We start from the raw sequence: 18,201 nt of genomic DNA on the forward strand, positions 1-18,201 counted from the left end.
GGCATCGTACAGGAAATACTTGACAATTGCTTGGCAAATATCCTCCTGAAATACACATGGCAGGCGCGCGAACAATCGCAAGTTATTATTCGGAATATTCCCCTAAGCTACTGTTTTAACTAAAAACCTCGGTGAAGAAATAGCGCTTTTCGGATGGGCTGCCCAGCGTGCAGACCACCTGATTGGCCTGACGAGCGGCCAAACGCAGCCGGTCAACCTCAGGAAAATTAAGGCCTCCCGCGGATTTTCATGCGCCACCGGGCTGGCCACCGAACGCCGCCCGCAAAACCGGGTAGAATGCCGCCCACGCAATGAGGGTATTGGAAATGGCTTTAGTCGGGCGCTACAACAGTTTGCAAGTGGTTAAACACACTAACTTCGGTTTATATCTGGACGGTGGCGCGGATGGCGAAATCCTCCTGCCTAATCGTTATATCCCTAAAGATATTCCCAGCGAAGATGAAGACTGGCTCAACGTTTTTATTTATCTGGACAGCGATGACAAACTTATCGCAACGACCGAAAAGCCAAAAGTTCAGGTCGGTGAATTTGCCAGTTTGAAAGTCGTTGAAGTCAACAGCATCGGCGTGTTCCTGGATTGGGGTTTGCCGAAGGATCTGCTGCTGCCGTATTCCGAAGAAAAGCGCCAGATGACCGCCGGCGAGTATGTCGTGGTGCACGTCTACCTCGACAAACACACGCGACGCATCACCGCGACGGCGCGTCTGGACCGCTACCTGGACAAGACCCCGGCCAACTACACACCTGGCCAGGAAGTTGATTTGCTGGTGGCCGAAGCGACCGATATGGGCTTCAAGGCAATCATCAACAACAAGCACTGGGGCCTGATTCACAAGAACGAAATCTTCAAGTTCATGCGTGCCGGCAAAGAAGAGAAGGGCTTTATCAAAGAAGTCCGCGCCGACGGCAAGATCAGCCTGAGCTTGCAACCGGTGGGCGAGGAAGCCGCCACCAGTCTGAACTCGAAGATTCTTGCCAAGTTGCGCGACAACAACGGCACTCTGCCAGTCAGCGACAAGAGCGACCCGACGCTGATCAGCAGCATGTTCGGCGTCAGCAAGGGCAACTTCAAAAAGGCCATCGGCGCGTTGTACAAGAACGGCCAGATCGTCATTCACGCTGATCGTATCGAGCTCAGCTGACCTTACGCCGGCTCCTGTAGGAGCTGCCGAAGGCTGCGATCTTTTGACTCGCAGCCTGCGGCAGCTCCTACGGTATGCGTCGACCGAAAATCCCTTCTCCTCCCTTCAAGTCCTACCATACAAGCGAGCCTGCTCGCGATCGACTGCGTAGCAGTCACCCATCTCTTTGTATACATAACGTCCTGCACCGTTTGCAGGCGCTTATGCCCTGTTCATGGGCGTTATCACCCCCTCTACGTCTTAAAGGCCTTGCTCTGAACAGAGTTTAAAGCCTGATTTGTCGCATGTTTCGAGCGCGTGGCACGCATTCTGCGTAGCAATTCGTATACAAACCATGCCGGCTCCCGTACGCAGTGTGGTCGCCACATCATCTCGGGGGCCGCGCCTGTACTTTCGAGGAGCCCTGCGATGACCGAGCAATTGCCCAACGGCTACAGCCCACGCCTGATAACCAGGACCTGGGGCCGCTGCCGCAGAAATGGAATTGGTACAACATTTTTGCCTTCTGGATGAGTGACGTGCACAGCGTCGGCGGCTATGTGTTCGCCGCCAGCCTGCTTGCGCTTGGGCTGGCCAGTTGGCAGGTGTTGATTGCGTTGCTGGGGGGGATTTGCATCGTGCAGTTGATCGCCAATCTGGTGGCCAAGCCGAGTCAGCAAGCGGCGGTGCCATACCCGGTGATCTGCCGACTGGCGTTCGGGGTGTTCGGGGCGAATATTCCTGCAGTCATCCGCGGCCTGATCGCGGTGGCCTGGTACGGGATTCAGACATACCTGGCGTCCAGCGCCCTGATCATTGTCGTGTTGCGCTTTTTTCCTTCAATGGCGGCCTACGCCGAACCACACTTTGCCGGTTTGTCCTACCTCGGCTGGTTCGGTTTCCTCAGCCTGTGGTTCGTCCAGGCGCTGGTGTTCTGGACTGGCATGGAGTCGATCCGCCGCTTCATCGACTGGGCTGGCCCGGTGGTCTACGGCGTGATGTTCCTGCTCGCCGGATGGATCGTCTGGCAGGCCGGCTGGAGCAGCATTAGCTTCACCCTGGCGGAAAAATCTCTGTCTGGCTGGGAAGCTTTCGGTCAAGTGATCGTGGCAACGGCATTGGTGGTGTCGTACTTTTCCGGTCCGACCCTGAACTTCGGCGATTTCAGTCGCTACTGCCGCAGCATGAACGACGTGCGTCGCGGCAATTTCTGGGGCCTGCCGGTGAATTTTCTGGCGTTCTCGCTGGTGACCGTGGTGATCGTTTCCGGCACCTTGCCGGTATTCGGTGAAATGCTTCACGACCCGATCGCCACTGTGGCGCGCATCGACAACAGCGTAGCGGTGCTGCTCGGCGCCTTTGCCTTCGTCACGGCGACCATTGGCATCAATATCGTCGCCAACTTCGTGTCCCCGGCGTTCGACTTCGCCAACGTCGCCCCGAGCAAAATCAGCTGGCGCGCCGGTGGCATGATCGCCGCCGTGGCTTCGATTTTCATCACCCCGTGGAACCTGTTCAACAACCCCGAAGTGATTCACTACACCCTCGATGTGCTGGCCGCGTTCATTGGCCCGCTGTTCGGGATTCTGTTGGTGGATTACTACCTGATCAAAAAACAGCAGATCGACGTCGATGCGCTGTTCAATGATGGCCCGAGCGGGCGTTATTACTACAGCGGCGGGATCAACTGGACGGCGGTCAAGGCGTTGATTCCGGCCACCCTGATGGGCGTTGCGATCACCTTCATTCCGGTCCTGCAGCCGATGGCCAATTTTGCCTGGTTCACGGGCTGCTTTCTCGGCGGCGTCCTGTACTTCGCGCTGGCCAAGCGCGAGCAGGCACAGCAGTCGGCGGCGCTGGTCATAGCGGGATGACGCAAGCGGCGATTTAAAGGTCTTTTGCAGACACCTTTTTCTGTCCATCTGGTTAATAATCGACGGCATAATTTTTCGCTCCGACACTCTGCTCAGCCAGAGGGTCGGGGCTTTGCTTTTACTGTCGAGTCACTGCCATGGATTGTGTTGTCGAGGTGTTCCGGTGAGCGCCACCCGGCGTAGCGCCGATGGATTTGCCCTGCAGGTGATGGTCGGGTTGTGCCTGATCTGGGGTGTGCAGCAGGTGATGATCAAGTGGGCCGCGCCCGACATCGCGCCGGTCATGCAGGCGGCGGGGCGGTCGGGGATTTCCGCATTGCTCGTAGGATTGTTGATCTGCTGGAAGGGCGGTTGGGATCAGGTCGGTACTACCTGGCGCGGCGGCTTATTGGCCGGTGCGTTGTTTGGCCTGGAGTTCTTGTTCATTTCCGAAGGCCTGCAACTGACCACGGCAGCGCACATGTCGGTGTTTCTTTACACCGCGCCGATTTTCACCGCGTTGGGCGTGCATTGGCTGCTGCCGAGTGAGCGTTTAAGACCGGTGCAGTGGCTGGGGATTGTTCTTGCCTTCGTCGGCATTGCCATTGCGTTTGCCGGGGGCGTGTCCTGGGACAACCTCGACCACCGCATGCTGATGGGCGACGCCTTGGGCGTGCTGGCTGGTGCGTCGTGGGGCGCGACCACCGTGGTGGTGCGCGCCTCGCGTCTGTCAGAGGCGCCGGTGACCCTGACGCTGTTTTATCAACTGATCGTCGGTTTCGTCGGCCTGCTGTTGATCGCGATCCTCAGCGGCCAGGTCACCCATGTCAGCCTGACCACTGTTGCCGTGGCCAGCGTGCTGTTCCAGGGATTGGTGGTGTCGTTCTTCAGTTACCTGACCTGGTTCTGGCTGCTGCGCCGTTATCTGGCGGCGAACCTGGCGGTGTTTTCGTTCATGACGCCGCTGTTCGGCGTCACGTTCGGCGTGGTGTTGCTGGGCGAAGAACTGAGCCTGAACTTCGTGATCGGCGCGGTGATGGTGCTGCTCGGGATCACTTTTGTGAGCGCAGAACAGTGGATCCGCCGTCGTTTGCGCAAAGCACTTGGGCAGCCCTGACCGGGCGTAGCAACAGACCTCCAGCGATGATCAAACCGCTGCCGGCGATCACCAGCGCGGGTTGCAATCCACCACTGAAATGACTGCTCAGCGCCGCCAGCAATGGCCCGCTGAGCTGACCCACGGCGAAGCACGCGGTCAGCAGCCCGGCGTTGCGCTGGGTGGCGTGGGGCGCCAGTTCCCGGGAGCGCTGCATCACCAGTTGCATGCAAGCCAGGAACGGGCCGCCACACAGAATCACCCCCAGCGCCAGGCCGGCACCGCTGCCCAACAGGCAAGCAAATACACCCGCGGCTTGCAGCCATAGCGTCGCCATCAGCCAGTGACGAGTGGCGTCCGGGTTGTGCCGACGCAAGCTCACCAATACGACCCCGGTCGCCGCCGCCAGGCCGAAGCACGGCCAGAACAGATCGGCTTGCCATTGCCCATGGAACTGCGCGCTGGCCATTTGCGAGAGGAAAGTGGCCGGGATGATGTAGCCCAAACCGTACAAACCATAGATCACCGGCAAACGTCCGACACCTTGGGCGCTCGATGCGACGGCAGGCGCTGTCGCCATGGAAGGGGCGGCTGGCTGCGGCAGAAACGGCAGAATCCCCAGCAGCATCACCAGCCCGACAGCGGCATATACCAGCCACAAGACGGCGGACGTCTGCCCCAGCAGGTTCGAGCCCAAGGCCAGCAACCCTGTCAGAAAAATCCCCAGGCCCGGTCCGGCAAAGACCAGGGCGCCGAGCCGTGGACGTCCGGCCGCCGCCGCCAGCGGTTGGCTCAACGCGGTAATCATCACCAGCACCCAGGCGCTGGCTACGCCCGTACCGAAACGCAGCGCCAGATGCGACCAGAACCCGTTGGCCCAGAACGAGGCCAGGGTCAGCAGCACACAGAGCCACAAACCGCCGAGCAGACGTCTGCGAACCTGATCGGGGTGACGGGCAAACATCGCGTCCACCGCGCCCACGAAGTACCCGAGGTAGTTGGCGGCGGCAATCAGACCGGCGGCGGTCAGGTCAATCTGGCCTTCGCTGAGCAAGTGCGGCAGTTGCGCGGAGTGAGGGCGAAACGCCCGATGCCCATGGCCATCATCAAGGCAATAAAGCTGGCGGTTAAGCGAATCAGAGGGGACATGGTCTGAGTTCCGTTTCGAGGATCAATGACCGTCAGGCTAGGACTGATTGACTTTCTTTAAAAATGAATAATAGTGAGAAACTTGTTCTGATTTGGAGAATGGTGTGGAATTCAGCCAATTGCGGATCTTCCAGGCGGTAGCGCAGGAGGGCTCCATTACGCGAGCTGCTGAACGGCTGCATCGCGTGCCGTCCAACCTGTCGACACGGCTCAAACAGCTCGAAGAGCAACTCGGCGTAGAACTGTTCCTGCGCGAACGTCAACGCTTGCAGTTGTCACCTGCGGGAAAAGTCTTGTTGGACTACAGCGCCAAGCTGTTCGCCTTGCACGACGAAGCCCACGCGGCGGTGCAAGGTGGGCAACCGGCCGGGGATTTTGTACTTGGCACCATGTACAGCACCGCTGCGATTCATCTGCCGGAGTTGTTGGCGCGTTATCACCGCACCTATCCGTCGGTGAACCTGCAAGTGCAGTCGGGGCCCAGTGGTGAACTGCTTGAAGGTTTGCTCACCGGACGCCTCGATGCGGCGCTGGTGGACGGCCCGCTGGAACTGGCCGGGCTCGACGGCGTGCCATTGTGCGACGAACGGCTGGTGCTGATCAGCGAGGCCGATCACCCGCCGGTGCGCAGTGCATTGGATGTAGAAGGACGTTCGGTGTTCACGTTTCGGCAGGGCTGTTCCTACCGGATGCGCCTGGAAGCCTGGTTCGCCCATGACCATGCGGCCATGGGCCGGGCCATGGAGATCGAGTCTTATCCGGGGATGCTGGCCTGCGTGATTGCCGGCTCCGGCGTGGCGCTGATGTCGGAGTCGATGCTGGCCAGCCTGCCGGGGCGCGAAAGCGTGGCGGTGCACCCATTGGTCGAGCCGTTCGCCAGTGCCACCACCTGGCTGATGTGGCGCAAAGGCATGGTCGGGGCCAACCTGAACGCATGGATCGAGCAGCAGCAGGCGGTGTATCCGGCGGCAGCGATTCAGGCACAGACATTTGCTTGAACCAACGGTCAGGGATTTGGATCAATTTAGTAACAGATCATGTGATCTTGGGCGAGCATTGCATAGGACTTCGGACTATTATCAGTGCAAAGGGGCTACAGAACTTCGGCCGCTCGGCACTACCCTGAAGGGGGGCATCATGAAAGAGAAAATCCAAAACTGGCTGCATGACCTGGGTGTCGCACTCGGTTTGATTGAACCGCCTCTGCAACCCGTGCCTATTCGCACCGATGACGAACAACGTCGCCGTCAGCAGCAGCGCCGCCGGTAAATCTGGCAAATCACCTGTAGCGAGGGAGCTTGCTCCCACCGGGGCGCGCAGCGGCCCCATTCATCGCCACTCAGGTGGATCAGGTCGAGCGCGGATGCAGCTTGCGATTGCTGCGCAATCGAGCGGGAGCAAGCTCCCTCGCCACAGAGGTTCATTCGTCATATCGGTGGTATCTGACAACCCGTCTCAATACCGCCCGATCTCAATCAAAAACCGGCTCAAGTCGTCGACGGTCGTCGCGGTCTTGAGCATTCGGTCTTCTTCGGCGGTAGACGCCGTCAACCCCAGCTGATCCTCCAGCCGGAAGATCAGTTCTTCGATGTCTTCTTTATCCAGTCCCAACTGCACCAGACGGGTGTTGTCGTCGAAGTCATCCCGGCCCTCCAGCAGGCGGCTGATGAAGCGGTGCACGGCTGTACGAACGGCATCTCTTGTCATGATTGTTCTTCGAGGGCGTTATTGTTGTTGTCCCTGGTGCTGAGTACAGCAGGCTTCAGGCGTGTCGGCGCTGCCATTCGTCAATCATCGTGCGCAAATATTCCCCGGAAAAACTCCCGAAATGCCCGCCGTGCACCGTGCGGATCGGCAGCGCGCGCAAGCGTTGCAGGCTGCGGGCGTAGTCGTCGAGGTTGGAGTGGTAGGCGTTTTCGATCAGCGGCCCGTCGTAGATGATGTCGCCACTGAACAGGGTTTCGGTCGCCGCCTCAAACAGGCTGATGCCACCCGGTGAATGACCCGGCGTGTGTAGCACTTGCAAGACCCGATTACCGAGATCGAGCACGTCGCCTTCTTCAACCAAACCCGTGGCCGGTGCGGCTTTGACCCGGTATTCGGCGTAGCACAGCGGGCAGTCGGGGTGAGCCTCGAACATGTCGTCGCCGACGAACGCTGTACTCAATGTGTTTTCACCGTCCGGAAAAGCCAGAATCTGCGCTTCAGCCGGGTGCACCAGCCGTTCGGGGAATTCGTGATGGCCGGCGATGTGGTCGAAATGGCAATGGCTGGCCACCGCCACCAGCGGCCGTTCGGTGAGCCACGGCAATTGCTCGCGCAGGCTGACCAGCCCGGAACCGCTGTCGAGCAGCAGGTCTTTGTCGCGCCCTTGAATGTGCCAGAGGTTGCAGCGGTAAAAGGGCCGAATGTAAGGCTCGTGGATCAGGCGGATGCCGTCGCTGAGCTGTTTGACCTCGAACCACTGGTCGCGGCTGACGATCTTCATAAGCAGATTCCTTCAGGCGAAAAAAACGGGTGTGGCAAGTGGGCGCGTCCTCCCTTATTTCCTGCGGCGCGGGAAATAAGGGAGGACACGCCCACTTGCCACACCCGTCGAAGAAAGCATCAAGTCGTCATGGAAAGTTTAGGCGGCGCTCGCCACCACTGCCGGGCGACGGGACAGAAGGCTGACCACCACGAAACTCACCAGGCCCACGCCGAGGCTGTAGTAGATCGGGGTGTTGGCGTCCATACCGTCCTTGACCATGAACAACAGTGCGGTGGCAAAGCCCAGGCCCATGCTGGCGATAGCGCCGGCGGTGGTTGCGCGTTTCCAGAAAATCGCACCGATCAGCGGGATCAGCATGCCGCCGACCAACAGGTTGTAGGCCAGCGTCAGGGCGCTGATCACGTCGTTGACCACCAGAGCGATACCCAGCACCACGAAACCGGTCAGCAGGGTGAACAGACGGTTGACCGCCAGGCTCGACTGTTTACCGCCGCGCAGTTTCGGCAGCAGGTCTTCGGTCAGGGTGGTGGAGGCCGCGAGCAAACCGGCACTGGCGGTGGACATCATGGCGGCCAGGGCAGCGGCGATCACCAGACCACGGATGCCGTCCGGCAGGGATAGTTTGACGATGGCGGCGAAGGCATTGTTGACGTTGTCCAGGTCCGGGATCAACACGTGAGCGGCCATGCCGATCAGGGCGCAGGCCAGACCGTAGAGGATGCAGTAGAGGCCTGCGAAAGTGCCGGCGTACTGAGCGACTTTGGCGGTCTTGACGGTGAATACCCGTTGCCAGATGTCCTGACCGATCAGGATGCCGAAGAAGTAGATCATGAAGTAGGTGATGATGGTGTCCCAGCCAATGGTGCTGAAGCTGAAGGCGGCCGCCGGCAGTTTCATCACCAACTCATCCCAGCCGCCGACGCGGTACAGGCAGATCGGCAACAGGATGAACATCAGGCCTACGGTCTTGATCACGAACTGGACGATGTCGGTCAGGGTCAGCGACCACATGCCGCCGATGGCCGAGTAGACCACCACCACGCCACCGCCGAGCAGTACCGAGATCCAGAACGGCAGGCCGAACAGCACTTGCAGCACGGTGCCGATCGCCAGGATCGAGGTCACGCCGATCATCAGTGCGTAGGCCAGCATGATCGCCGCGCTCGCCGAGCGGGCCATCGGGTTGTAGCGTTTTTCCAGCACCTGGGTGACGGTGTAGATTTTCAGCTTCAGCAGCGGTTTGGCGAGAAACAGGTTCAGCGCGACGATCCCGCAACCCAGGGCGGCGCAGAGCCAGAAACCGGAAATACCATGGACGTAGCCCAGGCGCACGGTGCCGACGGTGGACGCACCGCCCAGAACGGTCGCGGCCATGGTGCCCATGTACAGGGTCGGGCCGAGGTTACGACCGGCGACCAAGTAGTCTTCGTTGGTCTTGGCCTTGCGCATGCCGAAGTAACCGAGCACCAGCATCGCGGCGGCGTAAATGAGAACGACGAATAAATCCAAAGCCATGATGGCGTGTCTCCGATTGTCTTTTTTATGGTGAGGCTGAAAAGCAATGTGGCCATGAGACTGCTTTTTGTGGCGAGGTAGCTTGCTCCCGCAGGGCTGCGAAGCAGCCCCGGATCCTGCAAGCGGGTTTCTTCAGGAGAAACGCCATTAGCCTGTTTTGCGACTGCTGCGCAGTCGAGCGGGAGCAAGCTCCCTCGCCACAGAAATTCCGTTGACCACCGTTTTGTGTTGATCAGGCGGCCTGTCGCATCGCCGGTTTACCGAGCGAATCCGAGCCCTTGCTGCGTGCATCGTTGGGGCCGAACACCGCAGCCGGTTCCGGGAACAGGCTCAGCAATGTCAGGTACACCAGCGAGGCCAGACCGAGGGTCACCGGCAAGCTGATGTCGATCCCACCAGCGAGGTTGCCCAGCGGCCCGACAAACTGCCCCGGCAGGTTCACGAAGCACAAACCGACCGCTGCACTTGGGATCCAGGCACCCAGGCCACGCCAGTTCCAGCCGTGGGTGAACCAGTAGCGGCCACCTTTCTCGCCGCGGGTGAACACTTGCAGGTCATCCGGGCAGTAGAAGCCACGACGCACCAGCAGGCCGATGATCATGATCACCATCCATGGGGTGGTGCAGGTGATGATCAGCACGGCGAAGGTCGACACGCTCTGCACCAGGTTCGCCGCAAAGCGCCCGATGAAGATGAAGGCAATCGACATCACGCCGATCAGCAACGTCGCCTTGACCCGCGACAGCACCCGCGGGAACACGCTGGACATGTCCAGCCCGGTGCCATACAGCGACGTGGTGCCGGTGGACATGCCGCCGATCACCGCAATCAGGCACACCGGCAGGAAGAACCAGCTCGGCGACACTGCCAGCAGACCGCCGACGTAGTTGTTGGCCGCGATGTAGTCCGGCGCCTTGATCGCCACGATGGTGGCAGTGGCGAGGCCGAACAGGAACGGGATGAAGGTGGCGATCTGCGAGATCACTACGGCTGCCATGATCCGGCGCTTGGAGGTGTCACGCGGGATATAGCGCGACCAGTCGCCGAGGAACGCGCCGAAGGAAATCGGGTTGCTCATGGCCACCAGCGCAGCGCCGATGAAGGCCGCCCAGAAACCCGGTTGACCAAGGCTGACGCTGCCGGCGTAGTTCACATCGAAAGGACCGGCGAAGGCGAAGGCCCCCAGCATGAACAACAGGCTGGCGCTCCACACGGCGATCTTGTTGACCCACAGCAGGAAGCGGAAGCCGTAGATGCACACCGTCAGCACCAGGATCGCGAACAGACCGTAGGCCAGGCCCAGGGTCAGGTCGGTTTCCGGCAGGCCGACCAGGCGTTTTGCGCCACCGATCAACGCGTCGCCCGAGCTCCATACCGAGAGCGAGAAGAAGGCGATGGCGGTCAGCAACGACAGGAACGAACCGACGATCCGCCCGTGTACGCCGAAGTGCGCACCGGACGACACGGCGTTGTTGGTGCCATTGATCGGGCCGAACAGCCCCATGGGCGCAAGGATCAGCGATCCCAGCAGCACGCCCAGCGCAATCGCCCAGACGCCCGCCTGGAAAGACAGGCCGAACAGTACCGGGAAACTGCCGAGTACGGCGGTGGCGAACGTGTTGGAACCACCGAAGATCATCCGGAACAAGTCCGTCGGGCCTGCGGTGCGTTCATTGTCGGGGATCTGTTCGACCCCGTAGGTTTCGATTTGCGTAAGGCTTTGGTCTTTGTTGTTGTTATTCATGATCTGCTCCGATCATAAAGGCGCGCTCATCGTGTGTGAGCGTCACCTTGGCTAAGGGGGTGGCAGCCCTTCCGGCATTGCGGACAAATGTTCGTGGCAGGCCAGCCATAGGCCTTGTTGTTCTTGGCCAGACGGCTGTTTTTTGAAAACAATCGTCTCGCGCTCCTGGCTGAAGTGTTGCTCCCCTTGCATGCGCAGCTCGGTGGCCACGTCATGGATGAAAATCGCCACGTCACCCTGCAGGCTGACGAAGGCGTTGCTCGAGGTGCACGACAGCACCTCGAAGCCGTCCTCGGCGCGCCAGGTGTCCCACAACGCCTGATAGGCATCGCGCGACAGCAGGGGCTGCTCGAGGGTGTAGAACACGAAGCTGGCGTCGCTGCTGAACGCACCGAAGTAGGCTTCGCGATCGTTACGGGCAAAGGCCGACACCAACTCGGCAGCGGCGTTGAGTACCTGATCACGTTCGTTCATGGCCTATCCTCAGCGATGGACCACGCCTGGCAGTACGCAGAGCATTTCGTACAGCAGGTTGGCGCCCAACAGCGAGGTGTTGCCGGTGGTGTCGTACGCGGGCGAGACTTCTACCAAGTCGCAGCCGACCAGGTCGAGGCCTTGGCAGCCACGCACGATTTCAATCGCCTGAATGGTCGTCAGACCGCCGATTTCCGGGGTGCCAGTGCCTGGTGCCCAAGCCGGATCGATGCCGTCGATATCGAAACTCAGGTACACCGGACCGCCGCCGACTTTCTCGCGAACTTCGGCCATCAGCGGTGCCAGGGATTTGTGCCAGCATTCTTCAGCCTGAACCACACGGAAGCCTTGATTGCGGCTCCAGTTGAAGTCATCAGCGGTGTAACCCTGAGCGCGCAGGCCAATTTGCACCACGCGGTCGCAATCCAGAAGACCTTCTTCTACGGCGCGACGGAAGGTGGTGCCGTGGGCGATCTTCTCGCCGAACATGTGATCGTTCACGTCGGCGTGGGCGTCGATGTGCACCAGGCCGACCTTGCCGTGCTTTTTATGAATGGCACGCAGGATCGGCAGGGTGATGGTGTGGTCGCCGCCCAGGGTCAGGGGGATCACATCGTGTTCGAGGATATTGTCGTAGGCCTCTTCGATGATCCGCACGGCGTCCAGCAGGTTGAACGTGTTGATCGCTACGTCACCGATGTCGGCAACCGACAGCGAGTCGAACGGCGCAGCGCCGGTGGCCATGTTGTACGGACGGATCATTACCGATTCCGCGCGGATTTCACGCGGCCCGAAACGGGTACCGGGGCGCAGGGACGTGCCGATGTCCAGCGGGATGCCGATAAAGGCAGCGTCCAGGCCAGCGGCCGTTTCTAAATGGGGGAGTCGCAGCATGGTGGCGATGCCGCCGAAGCGCGGCATTTCATTGCCGCCCAGTGGTTGGTGAAGAATCTTGTCCACGGGTAAGGCCTCATCGTCGTTTGTTTTATTTATGTCGGTTGACCGCTCGGGGGAGAGACGGGCACCGCTGTGGGCCGATTCTGCGAAATGTAGTGGCCGGGAAGAATCGCTACGGGCAAATACTTAGTTCAGATTTTTCTAAACTAATGGGCGCAGCAGCGATAGACTTCTGACCACACGCAGAACCCCTGTGGCGAGGGAGCTTGCTCCCGCTGGGCTGCGAAGCGGCCCCAAAACCATTCACCCTGGTGTGTCAGACGGACCGGGGCAGCAGGTTTTACGACTGCTGCGCAGCCGAGCGGGAGCAAGCTCCCTCGCCACAAAGGCTTTTCTGAAGCCACAAAAGCCTCGCGCGTTACCTTGCAACCGGAGTCCCCATGGCCAACGCTTTACCCGACCTGAAACTATTGCGCATTTTCGTCAGCGTGGTCCGCCATCAGGGGTTCGCCAATGCCCAGCACGAGCTCAATCTCTCGACCTCGGCCATCAGCACCTACATGAGCCAGCTCGAAGCGGCGCTTGGCCTGGTGCTTTGCCATCGCGGACGGGGTGGTTTCAGCCTGACCAGCAAGGGCGAACTGTTCCATCAGGAAACCTTGCGTCTATTGGGCGAGCTCGAAGGTTTCGAACAGTACGCGGCCGCGCTCAAGGGCGAGTTGCGCGGCACCTTGAACCTGGGGGTGATCGACTCCACCGTCAGCGACAAGGCCTTGCCCTTCGCCGAAGCCATTGGTGCCTACAGTCAGGAACACCCAGCGGTGCATTTGCATCTGTCGGTCATGAGCCCCTACGAACTGCAACTCGGCGTACAAGACAACCGCCTCGACCTGGCCATCGGTGCCTTTTCCACGCGCATGAGCGGTCTGGTCTACATGCCGCTCTACCGTGAACAACATTGGCTGTATTGCAGCAGCCGTCATCCGCTGTTCACCGAGCGGCGCATTCCCGAGCAAGTCATCACCCAGCAGCGCATGGTCGGTCGCGGATACTGGAGCCAGGCCGAACTGGCCCGTCATGGTTTCAAACACAGCGCAGCAACCGTGGAAAGTATGGAAGCCCAGCTGATTCTGGTGCTGTCCGGCGCCTACATCGGTTACCTGCCGGAGCACTACGCCCAGGCCTGGGCCGACAAGGGGGATTTGCGCGTACTGCTGCCGGCGACATTCGGTTATCAGGCGCCGTTCTCGATGATCGTGCGCCGTGGCCGCAGCCGCGAACCGCTGATCCAGACCTTCCGTGACTTGCTCAAAGCACAGCTCAATCAGGCTTAAGAATATGTCCAGAATCCAGTGCCCACGCTGCTTGCGTCCACAAACGCACTGTCTGTGCCCGCTGATCCCGAGCCTCGACAGCCGCACCCGGGTGTTGCTGTTGCAACATCCAAGTGAAGTGAACCATGCGCTGAATACGGCGCGGTTGGCGGCGTTGGGGTTGCAGAATGCCGAGTTGATTGTGGGCGAGGTGTTTGAGGATTTGCCGACGCTGTTGCATCAGCCGGGCTATCGGGCGCGGTTGCTGTTTCCCGGTGAAGATGCGCAGCCGATGCAGGCCTACACCGCCAGTGATGAGCCGCTGCTGCTGGTAGTCCCGGACGGCACCTGGCGCAAGGCGCGCAAGATGCTGCACCTCAATCCATTGCTGGCAGCGTTGCCCAGAGTGACATTGGCCGAGGGCGGGGTATCCCGTTATCGGCTGCGCAAAGCACCGGGGCCTGGAGCGCTGTCGACGGTGGAGGCGATTGTGCAGGCGTTGCAGACCCTTGAAGCGCCGAGCACTTTCGAGCCATTGTTGAAACCGTTCGAGGCGTTGATCGAGGGGCAGATTGCGGCGATGGGGGAGGAGACCTACCAGAAAAATCACGGCCGGTGATGACTTGTGGCGAGGGAGCTTGCTCCCGCTGGGCTGCGCAGCAGACCCAAAACCATTCAGCCTGTGTGTCAGGGAAATCATGCTGGCAGGTTTTGGGAGCGCTTCGCACTCCAGCGGGAGCAAGCTCCCTCGCCACAGGGACAGCGTGAGACTTAGCGTTCCCGCATCGCCTCGGTCCGCGCTTTCAACACCGGTTTAAGCAAATAATCCAGCACGCTTTTCTCCCCGGTAATAATGTCCACCGTCGCCACCATCCCCGGAATGATCAGCAACGGTTTCACATCCCCGCCCAAGTGATTCTTGTCGGTGCGCACCTGAATCAGATAAAAGCTGTTGCCCTTGTCATCGGTGATGGTGTCCGCGCCAATCAGCTCCAGCTTCGCACTCAAGCCCCCGTAAATCGTGTAGTCATAAGCGCTGAACTTGACCATGGCTTTCTGACCCGGGTGCAGGAACGCCACGTCCTGTGGCCGGACCTTGGCTTCGATCAGCAGGTTGTCTTCCAGTGGCACGATTTCCACCATGTCGCTGCCCGGCTGGACCACGCCGCCGATGGTGTTGACCTTTAGCACTTTGATGATGCCGTGTACCGGCGACACCACGGTGGTGCGCGTCACCCGGTCGTCGATGGCAATGCTCGTGGCGGTGATTTTCGACAGGTCGGTGCGTTTTTCATTCAGCTCTTTCGCCGCGTCCGAACGGAAGGATTGTTCCGACTCGTCGATCTTGCTCTTGATCTCATTGATCGCCGATTCCGCGCGAGGAATCGCCAGGGTCGTGGCGTTCAGCGAGCCGCGGATTTCCACCGCGCTGCGTTTGAGCCGCAGGATCTCCACCGGCGAAACCGCCCCGGTGCCCACCAGTGGCGCCGACATGTTCATCTCTTGTTGCAGCAGCGCCAGGCTGGAACTGAACTGCCCCTGTTTGGAGCGGAATTCCGCCAGCTCCTGGGTTTTCTGCCGAAGCTGTTCGGTCAATGTGCGTTGCTCGCTGGCCAGTCGGCGTTGGCGTTGTTCGTACAGCGAGCGTTCGTCCTCGGCCACTTGCGGCGCCTTGGCGATAACCTCCGGGGACAGCATGAACGGCCGGCCTTCCGCCTCGGCCGACAGCCGTTCGACCTGCGCGGTCAGCGCATACCGGTCTGCTTCGCTTTCGCCCTTGTTCGACAGGAATCGCGTGTCATCCAGACGCAGCAAAGTGTCGCCCTTGTTCACCATTTGCCCTTCGCGCACGAAAATTTCCGTGACGATGCCGCCCTCCAGGTTCTGGATCACCTGAATCTTGCTCGAAGGAATCGCCTTGCCTTCGCCCATGGTGACTTCCTGCAACACGGCGAATTTGGCCCAGACCAGCGCGCTGATCAGCAGCGCCGCCGCCAGCCACACGGTGATCCGCGACCAGCGCGGCGAATCCTGCAACGAGGCGCTGGCGGTTTCCGGCATGAATTCGCTTTCGGCGCTTTTGCTGAAGCTGCCGAAGTAGCTTCGGGCCGCTGAATCCGGTGTTTGAGCAGGCATGGGGCGATCCCCGTCAGTTAAGAGAAATAAAGCCGAACACAACCCTGTGGCGAGGGAGCTTTGTGGCGAGGGGGCTTGCCCCCGTTGGGTCGCGAAGCGGCCCCAAAGCCATTCACCCCGTTGTATCAGACCGATCGAGCTAGCAGGTTTACGACTGCTTCGCAGCCGAACGGGGGCAAGCCCCCTCGCCACAGGTCATGTGTCAGTGCCCCTAAACCGCCGCAGAGCCGACACGGCCCTTGCGCAATGCATCGATGACCGCTTCTTTCGGGCCGTCGGCGACGATCCGTCCGTTGTCCAGCACCACCAGCCGATCCACCAGGCTGAGCATCGAGGTGCGGTGGGTCACCAGCAGCACGGTTTTGCCCTGGACCCAGCCGTGGAGTTTCTGCCGCAGGACGTCTTCGCTGCTGTTGTCCATGGCGCTGGTGGGTTCGTCGAGCAGCATGATCGGTGGATCGAGCAACAAGGCCCGCGCCAATAACACCGCTTGCCGTTGCCCGCCCGACAGCAACTGACCGCGTTCGCCCACCGGCCGGTCGAAGCCTTGAGGATGTTGGCGAGCCAGTTCGGTGACGCCGGTCAGTTCGGCGACCTCAAGCATCCGGGCATCGCTGATGTAGTGCGCGCCAAGGGTCAGGTTGTCGCGCAGGCTGCCGGCCAGCAATGGCAAGTCGTGAGCGACGTAACCGATCTGTTGGCGCAGGTCGGCGATGTCCAGTTGCCGCAGGTCCAGGCCATCGAGCAGCAACTGGCCTTCTTCTGGCGCGTAGAACCCCATCACCAGCCGCGCCAGCGTGCTTTTGCCTGAGCCGCTGCGGCCGATGATGCCGATCCGCTCGCCCGGTTTCATGCTGAAGCTGACGTTGGCCAGGGCCGGCGCGTTCTGGCCGTTGTAATGGAACGTCACGCCGCTGACAGCCAGGGCGCCTTGCAGTTGTGTGTGCTCCAGCGGCCGTTGCTTGGCGTCGCGTTCTTGCGGCAGCGACATCAGCGCATCGGTGCTTTTCATAGTCAGTTGCGCTTGCTGGTAACGGGTGATCAGCCCGGCTATCTGGCCCAGCGGCGCGAGCACGCGGCTGCCGAGCATGTAGGTCGCCACCAGCGCGCCAACGCTGAGGTTGCCGGCGATGATGCTGTAGACCCCGGCGACGATGGTCGCCATGCCGCAGAACTGCTGAATGAATAGCGTGCCGTTGGTGGCCAGTGCCGAGAGGTTGCGTGCATGGCTGTCGAGGCGGGTGAGGGCGCCGTGGGTGCTTTCCCATTTGTGTTGGCGTTCGCTTTCGGCGCCGCAGGCCTTGAGGGTTTCCAGGCCACCGAGGGTTTCGATCAACAGGGCCTGGCGTTCGGCGCCGAGGCTCAGACTTTTCTGCACGGTGTCACGCAGGCGCGCTTGAATCACCATGGCAAAGAGGATCGTGATGGGGAATGCCAACAGCGGAATCACCACCAGCCAGCCGCCGAGCAGGCCGATCACTACCAGCATCAGCAGCGCGAAGGGCATGTCGATCAGGCTGGTCAGGGTGACGGCGGTGAGGAATTCCCGAAGGCCCTGAAAATCATGAATGCTCTGGGCGAAACCACCGATGGTCGCAGGCTTGGCTTTCATCGCCATGCCGGTGATGCGTTCGAACAAGGTCGCTGAAAGAATCACGTCGGTCTTTTTACCGGCGGTGTCCAGCAAGTGCGCGCGAACCACCCGCAGCACCAGTTCGAACCCGGTGCCGATCAGCAAACCGATCGACAGCACCCACAAGGTTGAAGTGGCCTGGTTCGGCACCACCCGGTCATAGGTCTGCATCACGAACAGCGGCACCATCAGGCCCAGCAGGTTGATCAGAAAACTTGCCAGAATCGCATCGCTGTACAGCCACTTCGACAACTTCAACGTGTCGCGAAACCACGCCTCGACTCGCGGCACCAGTGGCGCACGCAAGTCTTCGAGTTCATGCCGCGGCCGGGCGAACAAGGCCTGGCCACTGTAATGGGCGGCCAGCTCGTCCGTGCTGACCCATTGTTCTCCGCCGTCGGCTTCGCTCGGCAGAATCAGTGCCTGACCGTCATCGCCCCAACGACGCAAGACCGCGCAGCGGCCATGGTCGAGGATCAGCATCACCGGCAGGTTGAGCGCAGAAATATCCGCCAGCTCACGGCGCAGCACCCGCGCCTGCAAACTGGCCCGGGCCGCTGCGCGCGGCAGCAGGTCCAGGCTCAAGCGTTGGTGTGCCATTGGCAGCCCGGCACTCAGGCTGGCGCGGCTGACCGTCGCGCCATGGAGCTTGCAGAGAATCAACAGACCGTCCAGGAGCGGGTCATCGAAGCTCAAACGCGGATCGACACCGATGTTGCCGGGTTCCATGCTGGTCACAGTGAGCGCTCCAGTTCAGC

General features: G+C 60.6%; 14 protein-coding genes and 2 pseudogenes. 7 read left to right on the forward strand and 9 right to left on the reverse strand.

Annotated features, from left to right (window positions below):
* The first annotated feature begins 326 nt into the window (after window positions 1-326).
* From ACZ9BB_RS02525 to ACZ9BB_RS02535, 3 genes and pseudogenes are all read left to right on the forward strand, one after another.
* The gene (locus ACZ9BB_RS02525) at window positions 327-1,163 is read left to right on the forward strand and encodes a CvfB family protein (protein ID WP_030131899.1); all 837 of its coding nucleotides are present in this window, start codon (window positions 327-329) and stop codon (window positions 1,161-1,163) included.
* A gap of 408 nt (window positions 1,164-1,571) precedes the next feature.
* A pseudogene (locus tag ACZ9BB_RS02530) lies at window positions 1,572-3,016 on the forward strand (NCS1 family nucleobase:cation symporter-1).
* Between the two features lie 163 nt (window positions 3,017-3,179).
* Window positions 3,180-4,112 carry a DMT family transporter gene (locus ACZ9BB_RS02535; protein WP_476212397.1) on the forward strand — a complete coding sequence of 311 codons (933 nt, stop codon included), beginning with the start codon at window positions 3,180-3,182 and terminating at the stop codon, window positions 4,110-4,112.
* Here ACZ9BB_RS02535 and ACZ9BB_RS02540 read toward each other — a convergent pair.
* Window positions 4,048-5,240 (reverse strand): annotated as a pseudogene (locus tag ACZ9BB_RS02540) (MFS transporter). The gene ACZ9BB_RS02535 and the pseudogene ACZ9BB_RS02540 sit on opposite strands and share 65 nt — an antisense overlap.
* Window positions 5,241-5,344: 104 nt before the next feature.
* Between ACZ9BB_RS02540 and ptrR the strand changes: the two are divergent.
* On the forward strand, window positions 5,345-6,238 hold the full coding sequence (ptrR, locus tag ACZ9BB_RS02545; protein WP_476212398.1) for a putrescine utilization regulator PtrR: 894 nt from the start codon (window positions 5,345-5,347) through the stop codon (window positions 6,236-6,238).
* 139 nt (window positions 6,239-6,377) lie between these two features.
* A complete protein-coding gene (locus ACZ9BB_RS02550) occupies window positions 6,378-6,509 on the forward strand; it encodes a PA1414 family protein (protein WP_256580670.1) in 132 nt (43 codons plus the stop codon).
* Window positions 6,510-6,695: 186 nt separating this feature from the next.
* On the opposite strand, the gene ACZ9BB_RS02555 is transcribed toward ACZ9BB_RS02550, so the two are convergent.
* The 6 genes from ACZ9BB_RS02555 to speB all read right to left on the reverse strand — a co-directional run bounded on the left by ACZ9BB_RS02555 (window position 6,696) and on the right by speB (window position 12,424).
* Window positions 6,696-6,947 carry an acyl carrier protein gene (locus ACZ9BB_RS02555; protein WP_476212399.1) on the reverse strand — a complete coding sequence of 84 codons (252 nt, stop codon included), beginning with the start codon at window positions 6,945-6,947 and terminating at the stop codon, window positions 6,696-6,698.
* A gap of 55 nt (window positions 6,948-7,002) precedes the next feature.
* Entirely contained in the window at window positions 7,003-7,728 is a 726-nt protein-coding gene (locus tag ACZ9BB_RS02560) for an MBL fold metallo-hydrolase (RefSeq protein WP_476212400.1), read from the reverse strand.
* A gap of 138 nt (window positions 7,729-7,866) precedes the next feature.
* Window positions 7,867-9,246, reverse strand: a complete 1,380-nt coding sequence (locus tag ACZ9BB_RS02565; RefSeq protein WP_476212401.1) for a sodium:solute symporter family protein — start codon at window positions 9,244-9,246, stop codon at window positions 7,867-7,869.
* A gap of 232 nt (window positions 9,247-9,478) precedes the next feature.
* Complete coding sequence (locus tag ACZ9BB_RS02570; protein WP_476212402.1) at window positions 9,479-10,990, reverse strand: purine-cytosine permease family protein; 1,512 nt, start codon at window positions 10,988-10,990, stop codon at window positions 9,479-9,481.
* 51 nt (window positions 10,991-11,041) lie between these two features.
* Window positions 11,042-11,464, reverse strand: coding sequence for a YybH family protein (locus ACZ9BB_RS02575; RefSeq protein WP_476212404.1), 423 nt, complete (start codon window positions 11,462-11,464; stop codon window positions 11,042-11,044).
* A 9-nt stretch (window positions 11,465-11,473) separates the two neighbouring features.
* The gene (gene speB, locus ACZ9BB_RS02580) at window positions 11,474-12,424 is read right to left on the reverse strand and encodes an agmatinase (RefSeq protein WP_476212405.1); all 951 of its coding nucleotides are present in this window, start codon (window positions 12,422-12,424) and stop codon (window positions 11,474-11,476) included.
* A 377-nt stretch (window positions 12,425-12,801) separates the two neighbouring features.
* Here speB and ACZ9BB_RS02585 point away from each other — a divergent pair, with 377 nt between their 5' ends.
* Together ACZ9BB_RS02585 and ACZ9BB_RS02590 are read left to right on the forward strand one after the other, a co-directional pair.
* On the forward strand, window positions 12,802-13,695 hold the full coding sequence (locus tag ACZ9BB_RS02585) for a LysR family transcriptional regulator (RefSeq protein ID WP_476212406.1): 894 nt from the start codon (window positions 12,802-12,804) through the stop codon (window positions 13,693-13,695).
* Between the two features lie 4 nt (window positions 13,696-13,699).
* Complete coding sequence (locus tag ACZ9BB_RS02590) at window positions 13,700-14,293, forward strand: tRNA-uridine aminocarboxypropyltransferase (protein WP_476212407.1); 594 nt, start codon at window positions 13,700-13,702, stop codon at window positions 14,291-14,293.
* A 152-nt stretch (window positions 14,294-14,445) separates the two neighbouring features.
* Here ACZ9BB_RS02590 and ACZ9BB_RS02595 read toward each other — a convergent pair whose 3' ends face one another.
* On the reverse strand, window positions 14,446-15,810 hold the full coding sequence (locus ACZ9BB_RS02595; protein ID WP_476212408.1) for an HlyD family type I secretion periplasmic adaptor subunit: 1,365 nt from the start codon (window positions 15,808-15,810) through the stop codon (window positions 14,446-14,448).
* Between the two features lie 211 nt (window positions 15,811-16,021).
* A complete protein-coding gene (locus ACZ9BB_RS02600; protein ID WP_476212409.1) occupies window positions 16,022-18,181 on the reverse strand; it encodes a type I secretion system permease/ATPase in 2,160 nt (719 codons plus the stop codon).
* Window positions 18,182-18,201 lie beyond the last annotated feature (20 nt).

This window comes from Pseudomonas sp. TE3552 (genome assembly GCF_056278945.1).